This is a genomic window from Nocardioides rotundus, assembly GCF_019931675.1.
GTDB classification, from domain to species: domain Bacteria; phylum Actinomycetota; class Actinomycetes; order Propionibacteriales; family Nocardioidaceae; genus Nocardioides; species Nocardioides rotundus.
In genome coordinates, this window is sequence record NZ_CP082922.1 from 2,933,148 (window position 1) to 2,948,058 (window position 14,911).

Consider the following 14,911-nt stretch of genomic DNA (forward strand, 5'->3'; position numbering starts at 1 on the left):
CGGATTCGCCAGGCAGGATGGACCCATGGACGAGCGGGTCGCCGAGCTGGTGCTGCGGGCGGTGGAGCAGGTGCCGCGGGGGCGGGTGGTGTCCTACGGCGACCTGGCCGAGCTGGTCGGCACCGGCCCGCGGCACGTCGGCGCGATCATGCGCGACTACGGCTCGGGCGTCACCTGGTGGCGGGTGACCAGCTCGTACGGCGACCTGCCCGCGCACCTGCGCGAGGAGGCGCGCGCCCGCTGGGCCGAGGAGGGCATCGCCTGGAAGCCCAACGGGCTGGGGTGCCGGATCCGGGACCACCGGGCCGACCTGGCGCGCCTGGCCGCGGACTGGGACCGCGCGACCGCCGACCTCAGGTGAGCCGGGCTCAGCCGCCGAACCTGGCCAGCTCCTCCTCCACCACGGACGGGTCGAGCTTGCGGAAGACCGGCGTCGGCTTGGCCACCGGCGTCCCCGGGACCACCGGCCGCGACTCCCACGCCGGCGTGGCGGAGTAGTCGCCGGTGATGACGGGGTACGACGTCAGCCCGGCGCCGTTGTCCGGCTCGAGCTCGTCGACCTGCTCCACCACCGGCATCGGGATCAGCTCGCCCTCGCCGCCGAGCACCGTGTGCACCCGGTTGGCCGCGTGCGGCAGGAACGGCGCCAGCAGCGTGTTGCAGTCGGTCACGCACTGCGCCGCGACGTGCAGCACGGTGCCGAGGCGCTCGCGCTGGGAGTCGTCCTTCATCTTGTAGGGCTCGGTGACGGTGAGGTACTTGTTCACCTCGCCGACGACCCGCATCGCCTCGGCGACCGCGGCCCGCAGCCGGTGCCGCTCGACCAGCTCGCCGACGGAGTCGAAGCCGCCGCGCACGGTCGCGAGGATCTCCTCGTCGACCGGCTCGAGGTCCCCGCGCGGCGGGATCTCCCCGAAGCTCTTGGCGATCATCGTCGCGGTGCGGTTGACCAGGTTGCCCCAGCCCGCGACCAGCTCGGAGTTGTTGCGGGTGACGAAGTCGGCCCAGGTGAACGCGGCGTCGGAGGTCTCCGGTCCGGCGGCGCAGATGTAGTAGCGCAGGGGGTCGGGGCCGTAGCGCTCCAGGAAGTCGCCGACGTAGATGACGTGGCCGCGCGAGGTGGAGAACTGCGCGTCGCCGAAGGTGAGGTACTCGCTGGAGACGACCTCGGTGGGCAGGTTGAGCTCGCCGTACACCCCCGGCTCGCCGCCCTTGTCGCCCTTGCCGGCGTAGGCCAGCATCTCCGCGGGCCAGATCTGGGAGTGGAAGACGATGTTGTCCTTGCCCATGAAGTAGTAGGACACCGCCTCGGGGTCGTTCCACCACTCGCGCCACTTCTCCGGCTCCCCCAGCCGCCGCGCCCACTCGATCGAGGCGGCGAGGTAGCCGATGACCGCGTCGAACCAGACGTAGAGCCGCTTGGTGGGCTGGCCCTCCCAGCCCGGCACGGGGATGCCCCAGTCGATGTCGCGGGTCATCGCCCGCGGCCGGATCTCCTTGAGGATGTTCTGGCTGAACTTGATCACGTTCGGCCGCCAGGTGCCCGAGGCCTCCCGGTCGTCCAGCCACTCCCCCAGCGCGCCCGCCAGGGCGGGCAGGTCGAGGAAGTAGTGCTGGGTGTCGACGAACTCCGGCGTCTCGCCGTTGATCTTCGACCGCGGGTCGATCAGGTCGGTCGGGTCGAGCTGGTTGCCACAGTTGTCGCACTGGTCGCCGCGCGCCTCGGGGTAGCCGCAGATCGGGCAGGTGCCCTCGATGTAGCGGTCGGGCAGGGTGCGCCCGGTCGACGGGCTGATCGCCGCCTGAGTCGTCTCCTCGACCATGTAGCCGTTGCGCAGGCAGGTGGTGAACATCTCCTGCACGGTCCGGTAGTGGTTGCCGGTCGTGGTGCGGGTGAACAGGTCGTAGGAGAGCCCGAGGTCGACCAGATCCCGCACGATCACCGCGTTGTTGCGGTCGGCCAGGTCCCTCGCGCTCACGCCCTCGCGGTCGGCGGTGACCAGGATCGGCGTGCCGTGCTCGTCGGTGCCGGAGACCATGAGCACCTCGTGGCCCGCCATCCTCATGTAACGGCTGAAGACGTCGGAGGGCACCCCGAACCCGGCGACGTGGCCGATGTGGCGGGGGCCGTTGGCGTAGGGCCAGGCGACGGCGGACAGGACCCGGCGCGGGGTCGTGGGGCGGGCGCTGCTCATGGGCACAGCCTAGAGATCGACCGGACCCGCGCCGTCCGCGGGCGGAGCCGGTGGACGCCCCGCCTCACGAGTAGTAGTCGATGCGCCGCTTCGCCCGGGTCCGGATGTCCGGGAGCCGGCTGTAGAGCCGCGCCCCCGGGCAGGCGGTGTCGTTGGTGTCGCGGTGTCCGTCGATCACCGGGAGGTAGACCCGCTGCCCCGCGGGGTAGCGGTCGCTGCCCTGCGAGGTCATGGAGATCTTCCCCGTCGGGTTGCGGCCGTACATCGCGAGCTTCCAGGCGGTCAGCCGAACCACCGCGCCGACCGCGGGGTCCGACGGGTTGGTGCTGACGTAGTTGCCGATCACCGCCACGCCGACCGAGTTCTGGTTGAAGCCCAGGGTGTGGGCACCGCGGACCGGGTTCTGGCTGCCTCCGGCGCGACCGACCCAGATTCGGCCGAACCGGTCGATCAGGAAGTTGTAGCCGATGTCGGACCACCCCAGGGACTGGGTGTGGTAGTAGTACATGCCCCGCAGGATCCCGGGCACCTCGGCACGGGTGTAGCCGTTGGCGGTCGCGGTGTGATGCACGTGCGCCATCCGGATCGTGTCGTCGATCCGCGGTGTCCCGCTGCGCCACTTCGGGTTGGCGCCCCACTCCGACCGGTTCAGCAGCGGCGGCCGCAGCGAGGTCGCCTCATAGCGCGCGGTGGTGCGCGCAGCCGTCTGCTCCTCCACGGTGGCGTCCCCGGGCAGCCGGCCCGGGTCGACCAGCACCAAGGACAGGTCGTCGCTGCCACCGTCGCTGCGCACCTGGACGCCGTCCGCGCGCCCGACCCACAGCAGCTCGGTGCCGCGCACCGCACCCCCCTCGCCGGAGCCGGGGTCCGGCCCGTCCCCCAGCGGGGCCAACCACCGCCAGGGGGTCCATCCGCCCCGCAGGTCCCGGACCCGCACCTCGACCTCGGGGGTCGCGCCACGCCAGGTGACGGCGACCATCCGGAACGGGGTGGTGCGCATCCTCTCGGTCAACGGGCCGCGCACGCGCACCCGGGCGCCGAGCACGGCGCCGCCGACGCGGGCCAGCCGCAGCCCCGGGGCGACGGCCCGGTCGGAGGAGGACGGTACGGCGACCGCGCGCCCGGCCCCGGCGATCACCGGGACGGCGGCGCCGGCCGAGAGCAGGCTGCGTCGACGAAGCATGGTGAGAAGATCATGCGTCACACCAGCCCCACCTGTCGACTGTGGCCGTCTCAGCTGAAGTCGAGATCACCCGTGCGCGTGCGCTTCAGCTCGTAGAAGTGCGGGAACCTCGCGACGGCCACACAGCCATCCCACAGCGTCCCGGCGTCGTCGCCGCGCGGGATCGAGGAGAGCACCGGACCGAAGAACGCCGAGCCCTCGAACGCGATCGTCGGGGTCCCGACGTCGTCGCCCACCTGGTCCATCCCCTCGTGGTGCGACCGGGCGACCGCCTCATCGAGCGAGGAGTCCTCCATCGCCTCGACCAGCTCGGCGGGCAGCCCCGCCTCGGCCAGCGACTCCGCGACGATCTCGCGGGCCTCGTCGCCCAGCTTGCGGCCGTCGTTGTGGATCCGGGTGCCCATGGCGGTGTAGAGCGGCAGCAGCACCTCGTTGCCGTGCTCCTGCTCCGCGCGGATCAGCACGCGCACTGGGCCCCAGGCGGGCCGGAGCAGCTCGCGGTAGTCCTCGGGGATGTCCTTGTCCTGGTTGAGGTAGGCCAGGCTCATCACGTGCCATCGCACCTCGATGTCGCGGACCCTCTCCACCTCCAGGATCCAGCGGGAGGTGATCCAGGCGAAGGGGCACAGCGGGTCGAACCAGAAATCGGCGCGCGTCTTCTCACTCATACCCAGATCCAACAGCACCGGGCTCGGAGCATTCCCCGGACGGTCAGCCGATCCGGATCGCCCGCCCCGCGTCCGGGCCCGGGCTGCAGAGCAGGGTCGCCGTACGCTCCGCCACGGCGTCGGGGAACGGCGCGGCGGCGCCGTCCACCACGTGCACCGCGAGGATCTCCTCGGTCGCGCACAGCCTCCCATCCACCCGCATCTCGTGCCAGAGCCGCAGCAGCCTCCCGGTGCGCCCGATGACCTCGCTGCGCACCTCCAGGACCGTCTCCGGCGGCACCTCGGCGAGATAGCGGACGTGCGCCTCGACGGTGTAGAGCGAGGAGCGGTGCGCGGCGCGATGGGCGGCGTCCAGGCCGATCCGATCCATCACCGCGTCCGTGGCGTGTCCGAAGACCAGCACGTAGTAGGCCTCGCTGAGGTGGCCGTTGTAGTCCACCCACTCCGGCCGCACCGGCTCGGACCACAGCAGCGCCTCGCTCACAGCCGGCCCAGTGCCCCGAGCACCGCGATGATGCCCTCGTCGCGCTCGCTCACCAGGTCGTCGACGGTGCGCCCGGCCGCCTCGCGGTCGCAGCCGGCGACGACCGCGTCCCGCAGGGCGGGCGTGAGCTCGGCGGCGGTGAGCCGGGTCCAGGGCGACTTCAGCGACGGCCCGAAGTGGTCGAGCATGTGCGCCATGCCGCCCGGCCCGCCCGCCAGGTGGAAGGTGAGCATCGGCCCATGGATCGGCCAGCGCAGGCCCGGCCCCTCGGTGATGGACCGGTCGATCTGCTCGACGGTCGCCTCACCCTCGGCGACCATGTGCAGCGCCTCGCGCCACAGCGCCTCCTGCAGCCGGTTGGCGACGAAGCCCGGCACCTCCCGGTCCAAGACGATCACCGACTTGCCCGCCATCCGGTAGAACTCCGCGGCCCAGGCGACGGTCGCCGGATCGGTCAGCTCGCCGCCGACGACCTCCACCAGGGGGATGAGGTACGGCGGGTTGAAGGGGTGGCCGACCACGGTGCGCCCCGGGTGGGCGCAGTCGACCTGCATCTCGCTCATCCCGAAGCCGGAGGTGGAGGAGGAGATCACCACGTCCGGGTCGGCGAGCAGGTCGACCTCGGCCAGGAGCCGGCGCTTGAGGTCCAACTGCTCCGGCACGCTCTCCTGCACGAGCTGGGCCCCGGCCAGGGCCTCGGCCAGGTCGTCGAAGACCTCCAGCCGGTCCCGGCTCGCCCCGGGCGCCGTCCCGAGCCGGGTCAGTGCCGGCCAGGCCCGGTCCACCAGGTGCCGCAGGCGCACCTCGGCGTCCTCGGCCGGGTCCCAGGCGCGCACCCGGAAGCCGCGGGAGAGGTAGTAGGCGACCCAGCCGCCGCCGATGACCCCGGTGCCGACGCAGGCGACGGTGCACACGTCTCCGGGCTCGGGGCGGCTCATCGCCCGGCCCCGGCGGGAAGACGGAGGATCTCCCGCGCCTGCTCGGGCGTGGCCACCGAGGCGCCCATCGCCTCGATGATGGTGCGGGCCCGCTCGACCAGCTGGGCGTTGGTGGCCTTCACCCCCCTGCTCAGGTAGAGGTTGTCCTCCAGCCCGACGCGGACGTGCCCGCCGAGGAGCACCGACTGCGCTACCCACGGCATCTGCATCGCCCCCAGGGCGAAGGAGGCCCACACGGCGTCGGGCGGCAGCTGCTGGACCATGGTGGCGAGCAGCCGGGGGTCCGCGGGGGCGCCGTACGGGATCCCCATGCAGAGCTGGAACATCGGCGGCGGGTCGATCAGCCCCTCCTCCACCAACTGCCGGGCGAACCAGAGGTGGCCGGTGTCGAAGACCTCCATCTCCACCCGGACACCCAGCTCCTGGATCCGGCGGGCGCCGTCGCGCAGGATGTCGGGCGTGGAGACGTAGACCAGGCTGCCGTCGCCGAAGTTGAGGCTGCCGCAGTCCAGCGTGCAGATGTCCGGCCGGACCTCGCCCACGTGCGCCAGCCGCTCCACCCCCGACACCAGGTCGGTGCCGGGCAGGATCGTGGTCGGCGAGGCGGGGTCGAGGACCAGGTCCCCGCCCATCCCGGCGGTGGTGTTGACCACGACGTCCACGTCGGCGGCCCTGATCAGCTCGACCGCCTTGCGATAGAGCGCCACCTCGCGGGAGCCGGCGCCGGTCTCGGGGTCCCGGACGTGCACGTGCACGATCGCCGCGCCGGCGCGGGCGGCGGCGATGCCGGACTCGGCGATCTGCTCCGGCGTGACGGGGACGTGCTCGGACTTCCCCACGGTGTCGCCGGCGCCGGTCAGGGCGCAGGTGATGACCACGGTGCGGTTCACGGTGACTCCTCCTTGCGTTCACGATGCGAGCACTCGTCGCATGATGCGAGCACAGTAGAGTGTGGGTGTCAGCTCCCCCACCCGTCAAGGAGGCGCGCGCCCCGATGTCCGCGGACCCCTCGCCCGGCCCCGAGCCGCGATCCACCGGCGTGCAGTCGGTCGTGCGCGCGGTCGACCTGCTGCGGGCCGTGGCGCGAGCCAGCGGCGCGGAGGCGACCACCACGGCACTCGGCGAGCGCTGCGGCCTCAACCGGGCCACCGCCTGGCGGATCCTCACCACCCTGGAGTCCACGGGCCTGGTCGCCTGCGACCGGGACAGCGGCCGGTGGTCGGTCGGCATCGGGCTGGTCGACCTGGCCGCCGGCAGCGGCCTGGAGGCGCTGATCCACGCGGCGCGGGACGTGCTGCGCGACGTCAGCGAGCGCACCGGCGAGACCGCCGGTCTGGCAGTGCTGCGCGGCGAGGAGCTGGTGTACGTCGACGAGGTGGTCCCCGACGCGGTGGTGGCCGCCACGTGGAGCGACCATCCGGTGCCCCTGCACGCCACCTCGACCGGCAAGGCCTACCTCGCCGCGCTCCCCCGGGTGGAGGCGCAGGCCCTGACCGGCTCGATCCTGCGCCGCTACACCGACACGACGCTGGTCGACGAGCGTGAGTTCTGGAGCGACATCGACCGCACCGGCGAGCGGGGGTACGGCGTGTGCCGCGGCGAGTTCGAGTCGTCGGCCTGGGGGGTCTCGGCCGCCGTCGTGGACCCCGCCGGGCGGCCCGTCGCCGTCGTCTCCGTCTGGGGCCCCGACACCCGGATCGACGACGCGCGCTTCGAGGGGCTGGGGGCGGTCGCCGCGCGGGCCGCCGCCGCGCTCTCACCGCACCGGCCGGAGGCCGCCTCGCGGCCCTGAGGGGACGTTGGGATGATCGCCCCGTGCGACTCGTGCTGATGCGTCACGGCCAGACCTCCTCCAACCTCTCCGGCGCCCTGGACACCGCGGCCCCGGGCGCCGCGCTGACCGACCTAGGCGTCCGGCAGGCGGCGGCCGCCGCGCCGCTGCTGGTCGAGCGCGGCGTGAGTGCGGCGTACTCCTCCCACCTCCTGCGCGCGCAGCAGACCGCCGCCGCCGTCGCTGACCGGCTCGGGGTGCCGGCCGGCACCCACGAGGGGCTGGCCGAGGTCTCCGCCGGCGACCTGGAGATGCTGACCGAGTCCGACGCGGTCCACGAGTACGCCGCCGGCCTGGTCGCCTGGGTGCACGGCGACCTCTCCCACCGGATCCGCGGAGGCGAGGACGGGCACGAGTTCCTGGCCCGCTACGACGCCGCGATCGCCGACGTCTGCGACGAGGCCTCCGCCGCCGGGCACGAGGGCATCGTCGTCGTCACCCACGGCGCGGCCCTGGGCACCTGGGTGCGCAGCCGGGCCACCAACCTCGACGACTGGCAGGGGCTGGGCCGGATGCGCAACACCGGCATCGTGGTGCTGCAGGGCGACCCGGGCGACTTCGCGATCATCGAGAGCGACTCCGGCCCGCTCGCCGGCCCCGACTACGACGAGCCCGATGCCCTGAGCTGACGGTTTCGGTGCAATGATCACCGCCATGGCTGGCACCAACCTGACCCGGGACGAGGCGGCCGCGCGCGCCGCGATCCTGGACGTGACGTCCTACACCGTCGACCTGGATCTCACCACGGGGGACACGACCTTCGGATCGGCCACCACGATCCGGTTCACCTGCCGCGAGCCCGGAGCCGAGACCTTCGCCGACCTGGTCGGCGCGACGATCCACGAGATCACCCTCAACGGCCGCTCGCTGGACCCCGCCGAGGTGTACGCCGACTCCCGCATCGCCCTCACCGACCTGCAGGCCGAGAACGAGCTGACCGTCCGCGCGGACTGCACCTACTCCCGCTCCGGCGAGGGGCTGCACCGCTTCGTCGACCCGGCCGACGACCGGGTCTACCTCTACACCCAGTTCGAGGTGCCCGACGCCCGCCGCGTGTTCACCACCTTCGAGCAGCCCGACCTGAAGTCCCGCTTCACCTTCACCGTCACCGCCCCCGAGAGCTGGGTCGTCGTGTCGAACGCCGCCACCCCGGAGCCGGAGCCGGCCGGTGACGGCGCGGCCGTGTGGCGCTTCCCCCAGACCGAGCGGATGTCGACCTACATCACCGCCCTGGTGGCGGGGGAGTACCACGCCGTCCACGACGAGTACGTCGGACCGCACGGCACCATCCCGCTGGGCCACTACTGCCGGCAGTCTCTCAAGCAGCACCTGGACGTCGAGGAGCTGGTGAAGGTCACCCGGCAGGGGTTCGCCTTCTTCGAGGAGGCCTTCGACTACCCCTATCCGTTCGGGAAGTACGACCAGCTCTACGTCCCGGAGTACAACATGGGCGCGATGGAGAACGCGGGCTGCGTGACCTTCCGCGACGAGTACCTCCCCCGCTCCCGGCAGACGCACATGTTCTACGAGCAGCGCGCCAACACCGTGCTGCACGAGATGGCGCACATGTGGTTCGGCGACCTGGTGACCATGAAGTGGTGGGACGACCTCTGGCTCAACGAGTCCTTCGCCGAGTGGGCCTCCCACCACGCGATGGTGGAGGCGACCGACTTCACCGACGCCTGGACCGGCTTCACCAACGCCCGGAAGAACTGGGCCTACCGCCAGGACCAGCTGCCCTCGACCCACCCGGTCGCCGCCGACAACCACGACCTCGAGGCGGTCGAGGTGAACTTCGACGGCATCACCTACGCCAAGGGCGCCTCCACGCTCAAGCAGCTGGTCGCCTGGGTCGGCATCGAGGAGTTCATGGCCGGGCTGCGGGCCTACTTCCGCGCGCACGCCTTCGACAACTCCGAGTTCGCCGACCTGCTCGGCTCCCTGGAGCGGGCCTCGGGTCGCGAGCTGGACTCGTGGGCCAAGGAGTGGCTGCAGACCTCCGGCGTGAACACCCTGACCCCGGAGTTCACCACCGGCGGGGACGGCACGTTCACCGGCTTCGCGGTGCGGCAGAGCGCCGCCGCGGAGTTCCCGACCCTGCGCCGGCACCGGATCGGCATCGGTCTCTACGACGTCGCCGAGGGCCGCCTGGTCCGCCGTACCGGCATCGAGACCGACGCCCGCGGCGAGCTGACCGAGATCCCCGAGCTGGTCGGCGAGCGGCAGCCGGACCTGCTGCTGCTCAACGACGGCGACCTCACCTACGCCAAGATCCGGCTGGACGAGCGCTCGCTGGCCACGGCGATCGAGCACGTCGACGAGATCGACGACTCGCTGGCCCGCGCGCTGGTCTGGGGCGCCGCCTGGGACATGACCCGGGACGCGGAGATGGGCGCCACCGACTTCGTCGAGCTGGTCCTGCGCGGGATCGCCACCGAGACCGACCAGACCGCGGTCACCGCCCTGCCCCGCTACGCCCGTACCGCGGTGAGCCACTACTCGGACCCGGCGCACCGCGACGAGCTGCGCGCCCGGTGGGAGACGGGCCTGCGCGGCCTGCTCGACGAGGCCGAGCCGGGCTCGGACCACCAGCTGCAGTTCGCCCGCGCCTACGCCGCCGCGGCGCACTCCGAGGAGGCCCTGGACCACGTGGCCGGCCTGCTCGACGGGTCGCAGAGCCACGACGGGCTCACCGTGGACACCGACCTGCGCTGGCTGCTGCTGACCGCCCTGGCCCGCGAGGGCCGCGCCGACGAGGCGCGGATCGCCGAGGAGCTGGAGCGGGACAACACGATCTCCGGCCAGGAGAGCGCCGCCACCGCCCGCACCGTCCGCCCGGACGCGGCGGCGAAGGCCACCGCATGGCGGCTGGCGGTGGAGAGCACCGACACCCCGAACGAGACCCAGCGCAGCATCGCGCTGGCGTTCCCGGTGCCCGGGCAGGGCGAGATGCTGGCGCCGTACCTGGAGAAGTACCTCACCGCGGCCGAGACCGTCTGGGAGCGGCTGGGCACCCAGCGGGCCTCCATGGTCTTGGAGTATATGTTCCCCATGCCGCTGGCCTCGGAGGACACGGTGCGACGCGTCGACGCGTGGCTGGAGTCGACCGAGGCGAACCCCGCCGCGCAGCGCTACGTGCGCGAGGGGCGGGCGGACATGGTCCGTGCCCTGGCCGCGCAGGCGCGCGACGCGGCACGCTGACGCTGCGCGGTCAGTCCGTGTGCAGGGTGCGCGGGGCCCGGGCGTGCTCAGCGAGTACGTCGATCCCGCGCACCAGGCCGCCGGTGAGGTCGCCCTCGGTGAACAGGTTGCGCATGTGGCCCACGGCGAGCTCGACCTCGGCGTCGCTGATCGTCGGCGCCACCTCGGCGCCGGTGACGACCTCCACGACCCGCCGGGCCGGGTCGACCATGATCAGGATGCTGCGGTCCGGCGCGACCAGCGAGGCGTGCAGCCGGGTCGCGAACTCGCGCGACGGCTTGCCCTCGCTGCTGCCGACGAAGACCGAGAACTCATAGCGCGAGGCCTGCTCGGCCTGACGGATGGCGCGGTCGACCTCGGGGGCCTCGACCCCCGTGGCGCCGCGGTGCTCACCAGCGGCCACTGGCCCCACCCGTCCGTGCCGGGATGGCCTTGCCATCGCCGGAGCCGGACTCCAGCTCGGCGGTGCTGCGCCGGCCGCCGAACCACTGGTCGTCGGCGTGCTCGTCCTTGCCGGTCATGCCCTCCCCGCGCGCGAAGCCGGGGCCCAGCAGCACCAGGCCGATGAGCAGGACGCAGGCCATCGGCGCCAGCACGAGCACGATCAGGAAGCCCAGCGGCGAGACCGGGTCCGGGTCGCTCCACCCGACCGGCACGTCGGCGTGGGCCGGGGCGGCCGTCACGGCGACGCCGACGGCCACGAGCGGTGCGAGGATCCGCAGGGAACGACGGGCGATGGGGCGCGGTGGGGTGGTCACATCGGCGAGGATATCGGTTCGTCTCCATACTGGTCCCCATGGACCTGCCCGATGTTCAGCTCGATGCCCCCTGCACCGACGACCAGTGGATCTGCCAGCAGGCCTACGACCTGACGAGCAGCCGTCCGCTGGCCAACATCGCCCAGGACGTGGTCGGTGTGGGGGTGTCGGTCATCGGCCTGTTGATCTTCGGGCTGGTGCTTCGCTGGGTGCTGCACCGCCTGATCGACCGGCTGGTGCAGCGAGCGGTGCACGGCGTACTCCCCGACCGGATGCCTCGGCCCCCGGTCCCCGGGGAGCCCCGGCGCAGCGGCCCAGTGGCCGACTCCCCCGGCTTCAGCCGCCGCAAGCAGCGGGCCGAGACCATGGGCACCCTGCTGAAGAGCATCGTGACCGGGGTGGTCACCGCGATCGTGGTCACGATGATCCTCTCCGCCGTCGGGGTGAACATCGCCCCGATCATCGCCAGCGCGGGGATAATCGGCCTGGCCATCGGCTTCGGCGCGCAGAGCCTGGTGACCGACTTCCTCTCCGGCGTCTTCATGATCTTCGAGGACCAGTACGGCGTCGGCGACGTCGTCGACCTCGGCGAGGCCATCGGCACGGTGGAGGCCGTCTCGCTGCGGGTCACGCGGGTCCGCGCGGTCGACGGGACGGTCTGGTACGTCCGCAACGGCGAGATCGTCCGGGTCGGCAACCAGAGCCAGAACTGGGCGCGCACGGTGCTGGACATCAACGTGGACTACGGCGAGGACCTCTCCCGCGTGCGGTCCGTGCTCGCCGAGGTCGCCCACGGGCTGTGGGACGACGAGGAGTTCCAGGGGATCATCCTGGAGGAGCCCGAGGTGTGGGGCGTTCAGGACATGACCCCGCTCGGCATCCAGATCCGGCTGGTGCTCAAGACCGCGCCGATGGAGCAGTGGGCCGTCGCCCGGGAGATGCGGCAGCGGATCAAGGCGCGCTTCGACTACGAGGGCATCGAGATGCCACACCAGCAGTGGGCGACCTTCCACCCCGAGCCGGCCGCCCCCGCAGAGGAGGTGTGAGGCCGCGGTGAGCACAATGGGCGATGTGACGAGCTTCTACGACGAGATCGGCGGGATGGAGACCATCCGCACCATCGTCGACACGTTCTACGCCGGTGTGGCCGAGGACCCGGTCATGCGGCCGATGTACCCCGAGGAGGACCTCGGCCCCGCCGCCGAGCGGCTCACCCTGTTCCTCGCGCAGTACTGGGGCGGCCCGAAGACCTACTCCGAGCGGCGCGGCCACCCGCGCCTGCGGATGAGGCACGCGCCCTTCGCGGTCACTCCCGACGCGGCGCAGCACTGGCTCACGCACTTCCGCGCGGGGCTGGACGCCGCGGAGCTCACCCCCGAGCAGGACGAGCAGTTCTGGGACTACGTCACGCACGCCGCGCAGTTCATGGTGAACACCCTGGAGTGAGGGCCGCTCGGTCAGGCGGTGGCGGCCGCCAGCTCCTCGAGCCGCTCGCGGTAGGCCTCCGGTGGCGGCACCGCCCGGCCGGTCTCGGGGTCCCAGAAGACGCACACCACCCGGGCCCGGGCGTAGAGGTGCTCCGCGTCGCGGATCTCGGAGTCGATGGTCATCGACGTGGTGCCCACCCGGGTGATGCGCGACCACACGTCGTACGTCTCTGGCCGGAAGACGATCGGCACCCGATAGTCGACGTCGGTCTGGGCGACCACCATGCCGCCGGGCCGGCCGTCGACGTCGGGCAGGCTGCGGGTGATCGCGTCGATCAGTCCGATCCGGGACTCCTGGAGGTACTCGAAGTACTTCACGTTGTTGACGTGTCGGTAGACGTCGACGTCGGAGAAGCGCACCAGCACCGGGTAGTGCCCGACCTCGCTCTCCGGCACCGGCACCCACTTCTCCGGCCGGGGGTGGTCGTCCGGCTCGTGGAAGCGCTGCAGCGCCTCCCGCTCGTCCTCGGTGAGGCGACGCGGCCGCTCGGTGGCGAAGACGTACGGCGTCAGCACGGTGCGCGCCTGCAGGTAGACCGTGCGCTCCCCCTGCTCGTCCTCGTCGAAGATCTCGTAGGCCAGGGTGAACGTCGCGGCGCGGATCTCGGTCACCCAGGTCTCGATGCTGACCGGCCGGAACCGGAAGGTCAGCGGCGCGCGGTAGGACACCTCGTGCCGCACGACCACGACCCCCTCGGCCAGGTCGTCGGCGCGGCTGTCCGGCGCGTGCACCCGCAGCATGTCGACGCGCGCCTCCTGCAGGTAGTCGACGTACACCACGTTGTTCACATGGCCGAGCAGGTCCAGGTCGGCCCAGCGCATGGGGCACTCGTAGCGGTGTCGCACTCATCGATGGTCCCATAGGCTGAACCTGTCATCCCTCCTCGACCAGAATCGGAGTCCTCCATGCCCGAGGCCGTCATCGTCGCCGCCGCCCGCACCCCCATCGGCCGGGCCAACAAGGGGTCGCTGAAGGACCTGCGGCCCGACGACCTGGCCGCCGGCATCGTGTCGACGGCGCTGGACCAGGTCCCGGCGCTGGACCGCTCCACCGTGGACGACGTCTACCTCGGCTGCGGTCTCCCCGGCGGGGAGTCCGGCTTCAACATGGGCCGGGTGGTCAACGTGCTCAACGGGATGGACGACGTGCCGGCCGCCACGGTCACCCGCTACTGCGCCTCCTCGGTGCAGACCACCCGGATGGCCTTCCACGCGATCCGGGCCGGCGAGGGCGACGTGTTCGTCTCCGCCGGCGTGGAGACGGTCTCCCGCTTCGGCCGCGGCACCTCCGACACCTGGCCGGACACCCACAACGCGCGGTTCGCCGACGCCGAGGCCCGCTCCGCCGAGCAGGCGCAGGGCGGCCAGGACTGGCACGACCCGCGCCAGGACGACGCGCTGCCCGACGTCTACCTGGCGATGGGCCAGACGGCGGAGAACGTCGCCCGGCTGCGCGGTCTGGACCGGCGCGAGCTCGACGAGTTCGCCGTACGCTCCCAGAACCTCGCCGAGAAGGCGATCGCCGACGGCTTCTGGGCCCGGGAGATCACCCCGGTCACCACCCCCGACGGCACGGTGGTCTCCGCCGACGACGGCCCGCGCGCCGGCGTCACCTACGAGGCGATCTCCCAGCTGGACCCGGTCTTCCGGCCCGACGGCGTGGTCACGGCAGGGAACTGCTGCCCGCTCAACGACGGCGCCGCGGCCGTGGTCGTCATGAGCGACACGAAGGCCGCCGAGCTCGGGCTGACCCCGCTGGCGCGGATCGTCTCCACCGGTGTGTCGGGGCTGTCCCCGGAGATCATGGGCCTCGGGCCGGTCGAGGCGACCCGCCGGGCGCTCGCGCACGCGGGGATGAGCATCGGCGACATCGACCTGGTGGAGATCAACGAGGCGTTCGCGGCCCAGGTGGTGCCGTCCTACCAGGACCTCGGGATCGACCTGGACCGGCTCAACGTCAACGGCGGCGCGATCGCCGTGGGGCACCCCTTCGGCATGACCGGCGCCCGGCTGCAGAACACGATGCTCAACAGCCTGGACTGGCACGACAAGTCCACCGGCCTGATCACCATGTGCGTCGGCGGCGGCCAGGGCATGGCGCTCATCCTCGAGCGGATGTCCTGACCCGGAACAACCCCGCACACCCTCCCTGGCCCTCCCGAGTCG

The 14,911-nt window shown here is 72.2% G+C and carries 16 protein-coding genes; 7 read left to right on the top strand and 9 right to left on the bottom strand.

Features of this window, described 5'->3' with window-relative positions:
* Nucleotides 1-25: 25 nt before the first annotated feature.
* On the top strand, nucleotides 26-361 hold the full coding sequence (locus tag K8W59_RS14395) for an MGMT family protein (protein ID WP_223395013.1): 336 nt from the start codon (nucleotides 26-28) through the stop codon (nucleotides 359-361).
* Between the two features lie 7 nt (nucleotides 362-368).
* Here K8W59_RS14395 and metG read toward each other — a convergent pair whose 3' ends face one another.
* From metG to K8W59_RS14425, 6 genes are all read right to left on the bottom strand, one after another.
* Entirely contained in the window at nucleotides 369-2,195 is a 1,827-nt protein-coding gene (gene metG / locus K8W59_RS14400) for a methionine--tRNA ligase (protein WP_223395015.1), read from the bottom strand.
* 64 nt (nucleotides 2,196-2,259) lie between these two features.
* Nucleotides 2,260-3,378, bottom strand: a complete 1,119-nt coding sequence (locus tag K8W59_RS14405; protein ID WP_223395017.1) for a peptidoglycan recognition protein family protein — start codon at nucleotides 3,376-3,378, stop codon at nucleotides 2,260-2,262.
* Nucleotides 3,379-3,428: 50 nt separating this feature from the next.
* Nucleotides 3,429-4,046 carry a DsbA family oxidoreductase gene (locus K8W59_RS14410; RefSeq protein WP_223395019.1) on the bottom strand — a complete coding sequence of 206 codons (618 nt, stop codon included), beginning with the start codon at nucleotides 4,044-4,046 and terminating at the stop codon, nucleotides 3,429-3,431.
* Nucleotides 4,047-4,089: 43 nt separating this feature from the next.
* Nucleotides 4,090-4,530 carry a thioesterase family protein gene (locus K8W59_RS14415; RefSeq protein ID WP_223395021.1) on the bottom strand — a complete coding sequence of 147 codons (441 nt, stop codon included), beginning with the start codon at nucleotides 4,528-4,530 and terminating at the stop codon, nucleotides 4,090-4,092.
* On the bottom strand, nucleotides 4,527-5,468 hold the full coding sequence (locus K8W59_RS14420; RefSeq protein ID WP_223395023.1) for a 3-hydroxyacyl-CoA dehydrogenase NAD-binding domain-containing protein: 942 nt from the start codon (nucleotides 5,466-5,468) through the stop codon (nucleotides 4,527-4,529). Before K8W59_RS14420 ends, K8W59_RS14415 begins: the two co-directional genes overlap by 4 nt.
* Nucleotides 5,465-6,358 (bottom strand): BKACE family enzyme, encoded by an 894-nt coding sequence (locus K8W59_RS14425; protein ID WP_223395025.1) that lies wholly within the window; start codon nucleotides 6,356-6,358, stop codon nucleotides 5,465-5,467. Before K8W59_RS14425 ends, K8W59_RS14420 begins: the two co-directional genes overlap by 4 nt.
* A 104-nt stretch (nucleotides 6,359-6,462) precedes the next feature.
* Here K8W59_RS14425 and K8W59_RS14430 point away from each other — a divergent pair, with 104 nt between their 5' ends.
* From K8W59_RS14430 to pepN, 3 genes are read left to right on the top strand one after another with little or no spacing between them, the layout of a single operon-like run.
* On the top strand, nucleotides 6,463-7,260 hold the full coding sequence (locus K8W59_RS14430) for an IclR family transcriptional regulator (RefSeq protein ID WP_223395027.1): 798 nt from the start codon (nucleotides 6,463-6,465) through the stop codon (nucleotides 7,258-7,260).
* 23 nt (nucleotides 7,261-7,283) lie between these two features.
* Nucleotides 7,284-7,928: a histidine phosphatase family protein gene (locus K8W59_RS14435; protein WP_223395029.1), complete on the top strand. Its 645-nt coding sequence runs from the start codon at nucleotides 7,284-7,286 to the stop codon at nucleotides 7,926-7,928.
* A gap of 25 nt (nucleotides 7,929-7,953) precedes the next feature.
* A complete protein-coding gene (gene pepN, locus K8W59_RS14440) occupies nucleotides 7,954-10,500 on the top strand; it encodes an aminopeptidase N (RefSeq protein WP_223395031.1) in 2,547 nt (848 codons plus the stop codon).
* Nucleotides 10,501-10,510: 10 nt separating this feature from the next.
* Here pepN and K8W59_RS14445 read toward each other — a convergent pair whose 3' ends face one another.
* Together K8W59_RS14445 and K8W59_RS14450 are read right to left on the bottom strand one after the other, a co-directional pair.
* Nucleotides 10,511-10,903, bottom strand: coding sequence for a DUF5130 family protein (locus K8W59_RS14445; protein WP_223395033.1), 393 nt, complete (start codon nucleotides 10,901-10,903; stop codon nucleotides 10,511-10,513).
* Entirely contained in the window at nucleotides 10,890-11,258 is a 369-nt protein-coding gene (locus tag K8W59_RS14450) for a hypothetical protein (RefSeq protein WP_223395035.1), read from the bottom strand. The genes K8W59_RS14445 and K8W59_RS14450 overlap by 14 nt, the downstream gene beginning before the upstream one ends.
* A gap of 38 nt (nucleotides 11,259-11,296) precedes the next feature.
* On the opposite strand from K8W59_RS14450, the gene K8W59_RS14455 reads away from it, so the two are divergent.
* On the top strand, nucleotides 11,297-12,304 hold the full coding sequence (locus tag K8W59_RS14455) for a mechanosensitive ion channel family protein (RefSeq protein WP_223395037.1): 1,008 nt from the start codon (nucleotides 11,297-11,299) through the stop codon (nucleotides 12,302-12,304).
* Between the two features lie 16 nt (nucleotides 12,305-12,320).
* Nucleotides 12,321-12,704 carry a globin gene (locus K8W59_RS14460; RefSeq protein WP_223395039.1) on the top strand — a complete coding sequence of 128 codons (384 nt, stop codon included), beginning with the start codon at nucleotides 12,321-12,323 and terminating at the stop codon, nucleotides 12,702-12,704.
* 11 nt (nucleotides 12,705-12,715) lie between these two features.
* Here K8W59_RS14460 and K8W59_RS14465 read toward each other — a convergent pair whose 3' ends face one another.
* The gene (locus K8W59_RS14465) at nucleotides 12,716-13,567 is read right to left on the bottom strand and encodes an acyl-CoA thioesterase (RefSeq protein ID WP_223395041.1); all 852 of its coding nucleotides are present in this window, start codon (nucleotides 13,565-13,567) and stop codon (nucleotides 12,716-12,718) included.
* 84 nt (nucleotides 13,568-13,651) lie between these two features.
* Between K8W59_RS14465 and K8W59_RS14470 the strand changes: the two genes are divergently transcribed.
* The gene (locus K8W59_RS14470; RefSeq protein ID WP_223395043.1) at nucleotides 13,652-14,869 is read left to right on the top strand and encodes an acetyl-CoA C-acetyltransferase; all 1,218 of its coding nucleotides are present in this window, start codon (nucleotides 13,652-13,654) and stop codon (nucleotides 14,867-14,869) included.
* The last annotated feature ends 42 nt before the right edge of the window (nucleotides 14,870-14,911 follow it).

Coding starts and splice junctions, on each gene's coding strand:
- K8W59_RS14395 (WP_223395013.1), top strand. CDS start 26: ATGGACGAGCGGGTCGCCGAGCTGGTGCTGCGGGCGGTGGAGCAGGTG.
- metG (WP_223395015.1), bottom strand. CDS start 2,195: ATGAGCAGCGCCCGCCCCACGACCCCGCGCCGGGTCCTGTCCGCCGTC.
- K8W59_RS14405 (WP_223395017.1), bottom strand. CDS start 3,378: ATGCTTCGTCGACGCAGCCTGCTCTCGGCCGGCGCCGCCGTCCCGGTG.
- K8W59_RS14410 (WP_223395019.1), bottom strand. CDS start 4,046: ATGAGTGAGAAGACGCGCGCCGATTTCTGGTTCGACCCGCTGTGCCCC.
- K8W59_RS14420 (WP_223395023.1), bottom strand. CDS start 5,468: ATGAGCCGCCCCGAGCCCGGAGACGTGTGCACCGTCGCCTGCGTCGGC.
- K8W59_RS14430 (WP_223395027.1), top strand. CDS start 6,463: ATGTCCGCGGACCCCTCGCCCGGCCCCGAGCCGCGATCCACCGGCGTG.
- pepN (WP_223395031.1), top strand. CDS start 7,954: ATGGCTGGCACCAACCTGACCCGGGACGAGGCGGCCGCGCGCGCCGCG.
- K8W59_RS14455 (WP_223395037.1), top strand. CDS start 11,297: ATGGACCTGCCCGATGTTCAGCTCGATGCCCCCTGCACCGACGACCAG.
- K8W59_RS14460 (WP_223395039.1), top strand. CDS start 12,321: ATGGGCGATGTGACGAGCTTCTACGACGAGATCGGCGGGATGGAGACC.
- K8W59_RS14465 (WP_223395041.1), bottom strand. CDS start 13,567: ATGCGCTGGGCCGACCTGGACCTGCTCGGCCATGTGAACAACGTGGTG.
- K8W59_RS14470 (WP_223395043.1), top strand. CDS start 13,652: ATGCCCGAGGCCGTCATCGTCGCCGCCGCCCGCACCCCCATCGGCCGG.